This window comes from Sulfurovum sp. (assembly GCF_049668085.1).
In the GTDB taxonomy this organism is placed as follows: domain Bacteria; phylum Campylobacterota; class Campylobacteria; order Campylobacterales; family Sulfurovaceae; genus Sulfurovum.
Genome location: NZ_JBATIY010000181.1, coordinates 1 through 8217 on the forward strand (window position 1 = coordinate 1; position 8217 = coordinate 8217).

General features: G+C 40.6%; 6 protein-coding genes and 1 other RNA gene. 6 read left to right on the forward strand and 1 reads right to left on the reverse strand.

Annotated elements, in window-relative coordinates; genetic code table 11:
• From WBM70_RS10980 to WBM70_RS11005, 6 genes are all read left to right on the forward strand, one after another.
• The coding region (locus tag WBM70_RS10980; RefSeq protein WP_424558543.1) for a magnesium transporter at positions 1–1076 on the forward strand (1076 nt) is incomplete at its 5' end.
• A 95-nt stretch (positions 1077–1171) separates the two neighbouring features.
• Positions 1172–1984: a prolipoprotein diacylglyceryl transferase gene (gene lgt / locus WBM70_RS10985; protein WP_424558544.1), complete on the forward strand. Its 813-nt coding sequence runs from the start codon at positions 1172–1174 to the stop codon at positions 1982–1984.
• Complete coding sequence (locus tag WBM70_RS10990) at positions 1962–5363, forward strand: BadF/BadG/BcrA/BcrD ATPase family protein (RefSeq protein ID WP_424558545.1); 3402 nt, start codon at positions 1962–1964, stop codon at positions 5361–5363. Before lgt ends, WBM70_RS10990 begins: the two co-directional genes overlap by 23 nt.
• Positions 5360–6868 carry a hypothetical protein gene (locus WBM70_RS10995; protein ID WP_424558546.1) on the forward strand — a complete coding sequence of 503 codons (1509 nt, stop codon included), beginning with the start codon at positions 5360–5362 and terminating at the stop codon, positions 6866–6868. Before WBM70_RS10990 ends, WBM70_RS10995 begins: the two co-directional genes overlap by 4 nt.
• 84 nt (positions 6869–6952) lie before the next feature.
• Positions 6953–7327, forward strand: a transfer-messenger RNA (tmRNA) gene (gene ssrA / locus WBM70_RS11000).
• A 92-nt stretch (positions 7328–7419) separates the two neighbouring features.
• Positions 7420–7902, forward strand: a complete 483-nt coding sequence (locus tag WBM70_RS11005; RefSeq protein ID WP_424558547.1) for a hypothetical protein — start codon at positions 7420–7422, stop codon at positions 7900–7902.
• On the opposite strand, the gene WBM70_RS11010 is transcribed toward WBM70_RS11005, so the two are convergent.
• Positions 7899–8217, reverse strand: a 319-nt coding sequence (locus WBM70_RS11010; protein WP_424558548.1) for an alanine racemase C-terminal domain-containing protein, incomplete at its 5' end; no start/stop codon positions are given. The genes WBM70_RS11005 and WBM70_RS11010 overlap by 4 nt on opposite strands.

The window sequence follows — 8217 nt, forward strand, 5'->3', positions numbered from 1 at the left end:
CTGTAGATTTCTTTCAAGCTATTAGCAAAACCGATACAGTCAAAGGAGAGAAACTTTTTACTCTTCTAAACGATCAAACACAGAATACAATTGAAAGACTGTTACATTACGAGACTGATGAAGCAGGTTCTTTGATGCAAACAGAGCTTTTTAATGTCTCTAACCAAAAAAGTGTTGCTGATGCTATAGACACTTTGGCAACACTTAAACAACAAGGTATCGGTTCAATTCAAAATCTCTTTGTCACCGATGAATCTGGAAAATTTCTTAACTCCATAGGTCTGGATGATCTTATCTTGCAAAAAAATGATGTCATCCTTGGAGACATAGTAAAAAAACTTCCGATATCTTATAGTGTCAATACTCATGACTCTATCAATTCCGTACTTGAAACCATAGAAAAATACGATATCACATCACTGGCTGTTGTTGATAAAAAAGGTTATCTCATAGGTAGAATCACCCATGATGATGCGGTAGATGCCATGCAAAAAAGAGCAACACAACTGATCTACAACCTTAACAAAGTCGATGAAGATGAAGAACTGCATGAAAGTTTTGGTAAAACAACAAGAACCAGATCCATTTGGTTGACTGTCAACTTGGTGAATGCCATCATCGCTTCTATGGTTATTGGCATCTTTGAAGAGACGCTCTCTGCTATTGTTGCATTGGCCGTTCTTATGCCGATTGTAGCAAATATGGCTGGAACTGCTTCTGTCCAGACCATGACGGTAATGGTGCGTCAAATGGCGCTGGGGCAGATAAGTTTTCATATTCTTCGTCCCATATTTATCAAAGAACTTAATATGGCTGTTATAAATGGTTTATGGTTTGGGCTCATCAGTACCATCATCACACAACTCTGGTTTGAGAAAATATATGTTTCCCTCTCTATAGGGCTATCTATGTTTGTAAGTTTTGTTTTTGCAGGTATACTAGGCACTACAGTACCTATACTGCTTAAAAGAATTGGGTTTGATCCTGCGATTGCTAGTTCTGTCATCGTCATTACTTTGGTGGATATCATCGGTTTCTTCAGCTTTCTCTGGTTCGCCCAAATGATCGCCTTGTAACAAATGTGAATTTTTTGCACTGATGCATCTCCCAGAAAAATCTCATTAAAGAATTTAAAGTATAATACTCCTAATTATAAAAAGGTATATACTTAATGGAACACTTTATCTGGAACGTCAATCCCAATATCTTAGAATTAGGTCCTTTACAACTTCGTTGGTATGGCCTACTTTTTGTGGGTTCATTTTTTCTTGGGCTTTTGATCTTGACCAAGATATATAAACGTGAAGGCAAAGACCCAGCCGAACTTGATGCACTGCTTATCTATGCTATGGTGGGTACAGTGTTGGGATCCCGATTAGTACATTGTCTCTTTTATGAACCGGATTTCTATCTTTCTCATCCTATTGAGATACTCAAAGTATGGAAAGGAGGACTGGCGAGTCATGGAGGTCTAGCAGGCGTACTTATAGCATTCTATCTGTTTTCAAAACGCTATAACACACCTTATATGTGGCTACTTTCACGTACCGCTATCGCTGGTACGGTCATTGCTGCCTCAGTACGTATTGGTAACCTTTTCAACTCTGAGATCCTCGGACTTCCAAGTGACAAACCATGGGCCATCATCTTTGCAAAAGTGGACATGGTACCTAGACATCCTGTACAACTTTATGAAGCCTTATCCTACCTCATTATGTTCTTATTGCTCGTCACTATTTACCGTAAAGTCACACCTGCTTTTGCAACAAAGATCATACCTGGTGTATTTTTAGTCACTATGTTTACAACCCGTTTCTTTTTGGAATATACAAAAACAAGACAGGCAGCATATACAACCGATCTACCTTTCACCACAGGTCAAATGTTAAGCATACCTTATATCATTTTAGGTATCTTATGGATAATATGGGCATTTAAAAGTGCGTCTAAGGATTCAAAGTATGACAAAGCCTCTCATCTCTAAATATACACTTGGTATTGACATAGGTTCAACTACCGTTAAGTACGTACTGTGTGATGAGAACTTTAACATTGTCCAAAAAGCCTATACCCCCCACGATACCAAACAAGCGCCAACACTTTTAAGACTCCTTGAAGAACTCTCTCTTGCACATCCAGACGCGTATAGTAAAATAGACAAAGTCTACATTACAGGTTCTGGCGCGACCCGTATAGCACCAACGATCAATGCCCGTTTTGTACAAGAGGTAAATGCGGTGGTCCTTGCGGTGGAACATCTCCATCCAGATGTAAGAGCGGTAGTAGAGTTGGGTGGTCAGGATGCAAAGATCATGCACTTTAAAGTCAGTGAAGACGGAAAAAAATCTGTACTCACCTCTATGAATGACAAATGTGCTTCAGGTACAGGTGCAACCATTGAAAAATGTACCATGAAAGTAGGCATGGAGAGTGAGGATGTGCAAAAACTCACCTTTGAAACAGACAAACTTCACCATGTTGCAGCAAAATGCGGGGTCTTTGCAGAGACAGATATCGTAAATCTGGTTAAAACTTCTGTCCCTTCTCATGAGATCATGAATTCTCTTGCCGATGCTATCGTCATGCAAAACCTGACCGTTCTGACACGGGGTAACACCCTTATGCCTAAAGTCTTACTGCTTGGAGGGCCCAATACCTACTTGCCGTTCCTACAAGAGTGTTGGCGGATGCGGATCTGCGAACTTTGGGATGAACGAGGCGTAGACTATGACAAAGAGAAAATAGATGAACTCATTATCGTACCTGATAATGCCCAGTACTACGCCGCTTTAGGTGCGGTCATCTTCGGTGAAGGTGAAGCGAACCATGACAAATCTTTTACAGGACTCATACAGCTCAAAACCTTGATCGACTCAGGAGGTATGACACAAAATGAGAATAATGACACCCCTCTTGTCTCTAGTCCTGAAGAGTTACAAGCATTTAAAGACACTTACACTATCAAAGATTTTAACCCTCCTGTACTCAAAGAGAAAACCCCTTGTTTTTTAGGTATTGATGGTGGATCTACTTCTTCAAAAGCGGTCTTGTGTGATGAAAATGGCGACCTTCTTTTAAAAGTCTATCAACTCTCTAAAGGTAATCCCATCGTAGATACACTGGAATTACTACAGAAAATACAGGCACATGACCCAGATCATTTCTATGACATTCAAGGTTTAGGGGTGACGGGTTATGCAGCGGATGTACTCGAAGGGGCACTGAAAGCAGATGCGAACATCATCGAAACCATTGCACACATGAAAAGTGCACAAAAAAAGTTTGGAGAAAGTATCAATGTCATCTGTGACATTGGAGGACAGGACATTAAAGTACTTTTTATGGAAAATGGGATGATGAAGAACTTCCGTCTCTCGAACCAGTGTTCTGCTGGTAACGGTACCCTGCTTCAAAGTATGGCAAAACAGTTTGGTGTGCCGGTAGAAGAGTATGCAGATACTGCCTTTGCAGCCAAGCAGGCTCCACTGTTCAACTATGGTTGTGCTGTGTTCTTAGATACGGATAGGGTCAATTTTCAAAAAGAGGGATACACCAAAGAAGAACTCTTTGCAGGCATTGCCAAGGTCTTGCCTAAAAATGTATGGCAGTATGTTGTGCAAGCGCCTAATCTGGCTGCATTCGGAGATCATTTTGTATTACAGGGTGGTACACAGTATAATCAAGCAGCACTCAAATCCCAAGTAGACTACATTAAAGATAAAGTGCCTCATGCCAGAGTAGATGTACACCCTCACCCAGGAGAAGCAGGTGCTTATGGTGCAGCATTAGAAGCCAGAGATGTAGTCAAAGAAAAAGGTTACGCAACCTTTGTTGGTATGCAAGAAGCACTGCAAATGACCTACACATCAAGAACAGATGAGAGTACACGCTGCCACTTTTGCAGCATCAACTGTTCCCGTACCTTTATAGACACACAAACACCTTCATCTGACAGTGTACGATACATCGCAGGATTCTCATGCGAAGAGGGAACCGTTGAGTCACATGAAGCACTCAAAAAACTCAAAGAGGGCAGAAACCACTTACAACAAAGTACACCTAATCTTGTAAAAAAAGAATCTAAGTCTCTTTTTGCGCCTACGTATGATCTGGAACCAAAACCTACTGCTTCCACACAGATAAAAGAACAACAAGTAAAGGTTACATTGGGTGGTTGGGGGCCTACGCTAAGAAAAGAAGTCACCAGAGCCTTTACACTAAGTAGTGAAGAGAGTAAGAACTACCGAAGGAATCTCAACATAGCCATACCAAAAGTGCTCAATATTTACTCTCTGGCTCCGTTTTTACGCACCTACCTTGAAGCACTCGATATTGATCCTATGCACATACAGTTTTCAGGTTTTTCAAATGAAGATATGTTCTTAGAAGGTGCAAAATACGGTTCTGTAGACTCATGTTACCCAGCCAAAGTAGCGCAGTCACATGTCTACTCTCTCATGTACTCTAAAAAATTTGCAAAAAAGCACTTTGATCATATATGGTTCCCTGCTGTGACTCAACTGCCTGGCTACGTTAAACATACGATGGGTCAAACTTCCTGTCCTATCATTGCAGGTACACCAAAGGTTGTCTATTCTGCCTTTACCAAAGAGAAAGATCTTTTTGAAGAAAAAGGGATCGACTACGTAGAAGATGCACTCAATTTTGACAACCCGGACTTGCTGAAAAAACAGCTTTTTGAAACATGGGAAAGTAAACTACATATCACAAAAGATGAGAACAATTGGGCTGTGGCGCAGGCATGGAAAGCGTTAGATCAAAATGATGCAGACATTATGCAAGAAGGACGTGCTATCTTAGATGAAGCTGTAGAAAATGATGAGATAGTCATCCTGCTATTAGGACGTCCTTACCATTCAGACCCGGGACTTAACCACGAAGTCCTTGATGAGTTCCAATCTTTAGGATTTAAAACCATCTCTATGCGTGCCATCCCTAAAGATGAAATGTATCTTAAGAAGTATTTTAAAGAAGAGGTCGATCGTGGTTATATCGAATCTCCTTATGATATACGTGATGTGTGGGCAGAGAATTTTTCAACGAACTCTGCGCAAAAGGTTTGGGCAGCCAAGTTTGCAGCACGCCACCCCAACCTTGCAGTACTTGACCTTTCCAGTTTCAAATGCGGTCACGATGCACCAACCTATGCCATTATCGATAAGATACTTGGTGCTAGCCGAACACCCCACCTTACCCTGCATGACATAGATGCCAACAAACCAGGTGGCTCTATCAAGATACGCGTCAAAACGTTTGCCTATACTTTAGATCAGTATCAAAAAAGACTTACACATAAACACAAAGACGAAGAGATGCAAGAACAAGAGGAGATAACCGTATGAATGCACAATGCAGCAGTATCAAAGTCCAAGAGAATAATGGTAATCTAGATTTCATTAACACCGATGAAACACAATGGCGGGATGTACCGAAAAAACCCATACAGTACGCTCCAAAAGAAGAAACTATCATGCTTTCGGGTGGACTCACTATACTACAGGACCAACTTATACAAGCCGCCTTGCAATCCATGGGTGAAAACTATATTTCCATGCCAAACCCCAATTTTGAATCATTTCAAACTGGTAAAGCCTTTGGGAACAGAGGACAGTGCAATCCTACATACTTTACTGTGGGAAACCTTGTCAAATATCTACAGAACCTTCGTGATGAAAAAGGGCTAAGCTCTGAAGAGATCGTACAGAAATATGTCTATATCACTGCAGGTGGATGTGGTCCCTGCCGTTTTGGTATGTATATTACCGAATACAAAAAGGCGTTAAGAGATGCTGGTTTTGAGGGCTTGAGAATTACCGGTTTTGAACATGATAAGGGTATCTTTCAGGGGGATGACATTGAGGATGGGATCTTAAACTTTACGCCTACATTTTTCATCACACTCATTAAATCCGTGATCATCGGTGACATCATTAACATACTTGGATACAAAATGCGTCCTTATGAAGTGGAGGCAGGCAGTGTTGATACAGCGATAGAAAGATGTAGAGATCTTGTCACTGAAGCATTCCTGGAAAAGAAGAGCCTCCTAAAAACGATGTGGAAATGTCGCAGTGTTTTAGAACAGGTGAAGCTCGATCGTCTACAGCCTAAAGCTAAAGTGATGGTCATGGGTGAGTTTTGGGCAGCTATGACAGAAGGTGACGGAAACTACAACCTACATAGATTTTTAGAATCAGAAGGTGCAGAGTGTATTCCCCAGCCTATCCTGAGTCGTCTGATGTTAAGCCTTTGGGAAGCAGAACGTGATGTACTTAAAGGTGAATCTCTACAAGTAGAAGGTGCAAAAAAGATAGACTTCTCTTCTCTCAAAACAAAAATACTCCTCAAAATAGGGAAAATAGCCATCAAAACCCACTTTAACCTTTATGCCAAAGCCATAGGTCTACATGATTATGAGATACCCGATATGGACAAACTGGCAAATTTGAGTAAAGAATACTATACACTGGACTGTGAAGGAGGCGAAGGGCATTTGGAAGTGGCACATCTCATAGAAAGTGTCAAGGAGAACATTGCACATCTTGTGATCTCAGTGAAGCCTTTTGGATGTATGCCATCTTCAGCCGTCTCTGATGGGGTACAGTCACTGGTTACAAGCCGTTTCCCAGAGGCTAATTTCCTTGCCATAGAAACGTCAGGAGAAGGTGCAGCGAACTTCTACTCCAGAGTTCAAATGGCCCTGTTTAAAGCCAAACAATCGGCAAAAGAAGAGTTTGAAGTACTGGATAAACCTGAAAGTATGCCAGAGAAAGTACACAATTATCTCTATCAGCCTCACAGTGAAAAAGCAGGCACAGCCGCACAAATAGTCGCTAGTTTAAAGTAGTAGATTTTTTAGTGTAAGTATCCCTTTTTTGAGCCTATTGACAAAGTAACCAAAAACTGTTAGAATCCACCATCTTTCAGATATGGGGATGACTTGGTTTCGACTGGAGTAGTCGGGGCTATGTGCATGTCGGACTGGGCAATTCCGTTACGCGGCCCACACGCATTTAAACGCAAACAACACAGATTATCGTCCAGCTTACGCAGTAGCGTAAGTCATTAACCCCGCTAACGCGGAGGACTGCTTCGCCGGTGAGTGTCATCTTAACCGGATTTTGAAGTATAACATCTGATGACTATGCTCCCTGGAAGCTATGCCAGGGTGTGAGAATTTTAGCTCGTCTTGTAAAGTTTTGAGTGTAGTACAAAGCAAGATTAAATCTAACAACACTGACTAAGCATGTAGAGTCATAGTTCTATCTATTTTAGGACAGGGGTTCAATTCCCCTCATCTCCACCAAATCAAAATCCAATACAATCTAATAAAACCAAACTATAGTTCTAAAATACTATACTACTGAAGAATATATCTAAAGGTAAAGGAGTCAACTATTGAAACAACCAAACCCAAGAAAAGATGAACTCCTTAACCAAATATTACAAGAAATCTCTGATGAAGATAATGAACTAAATAACAGTTATAAAGAAAAGATAATCCAAGACCACAATAAAAAAATATCTTCAAGACGACAAAATAGACAAACTATTATTATCGGTATCATTGTGATGCTAATCATTATGACTTTCTTTTATCTCAATCAACAAACAAATAAAATTGCCCATAATACTACCAAAGAAGATAAATCAACGCTTCCAAAAGTAGATCAATTATATAAAGAGCAAAAACATACTGAGGTCAAAACAGAAAAAAAAGAAGACTGGGATCAAGAAGTACAGAGTAAAAAAACAGAAGAAATAATTATCAGTGAAGAGGGGAAAATAGATGTCCAAGAAGAAGAAATTTTAATCCAGCAAGATCCTGAGACAGAGAGAGAAAGAGCCAAAAGAATGCTTATGCAGCAAATGCAAAATTAAATCACTTCCTTGGGTATATCCACAGATAACGCAGTAGTAATTTCATACGAAATAGTTCCCAACTGCTTTGCCGCCACTTGTGCATCATTCATGACACACACTTCTTCTTTTTCTGACGCTAGAGAAATGAAATCCATAGATACACGTCCTAGTACAGGCAAACCTTCACCCGTGATATACGGTTTTTGAGCGTCCCCTCTGCACCATCCATCACCATAGCCTAGATCATAAGTAGATACTGTCATCTCATCTGCAGCGATGAAGTCTCCTCCATAACCGATACGTTCGCCGGATTTTAACACTCTAGAAGAAACC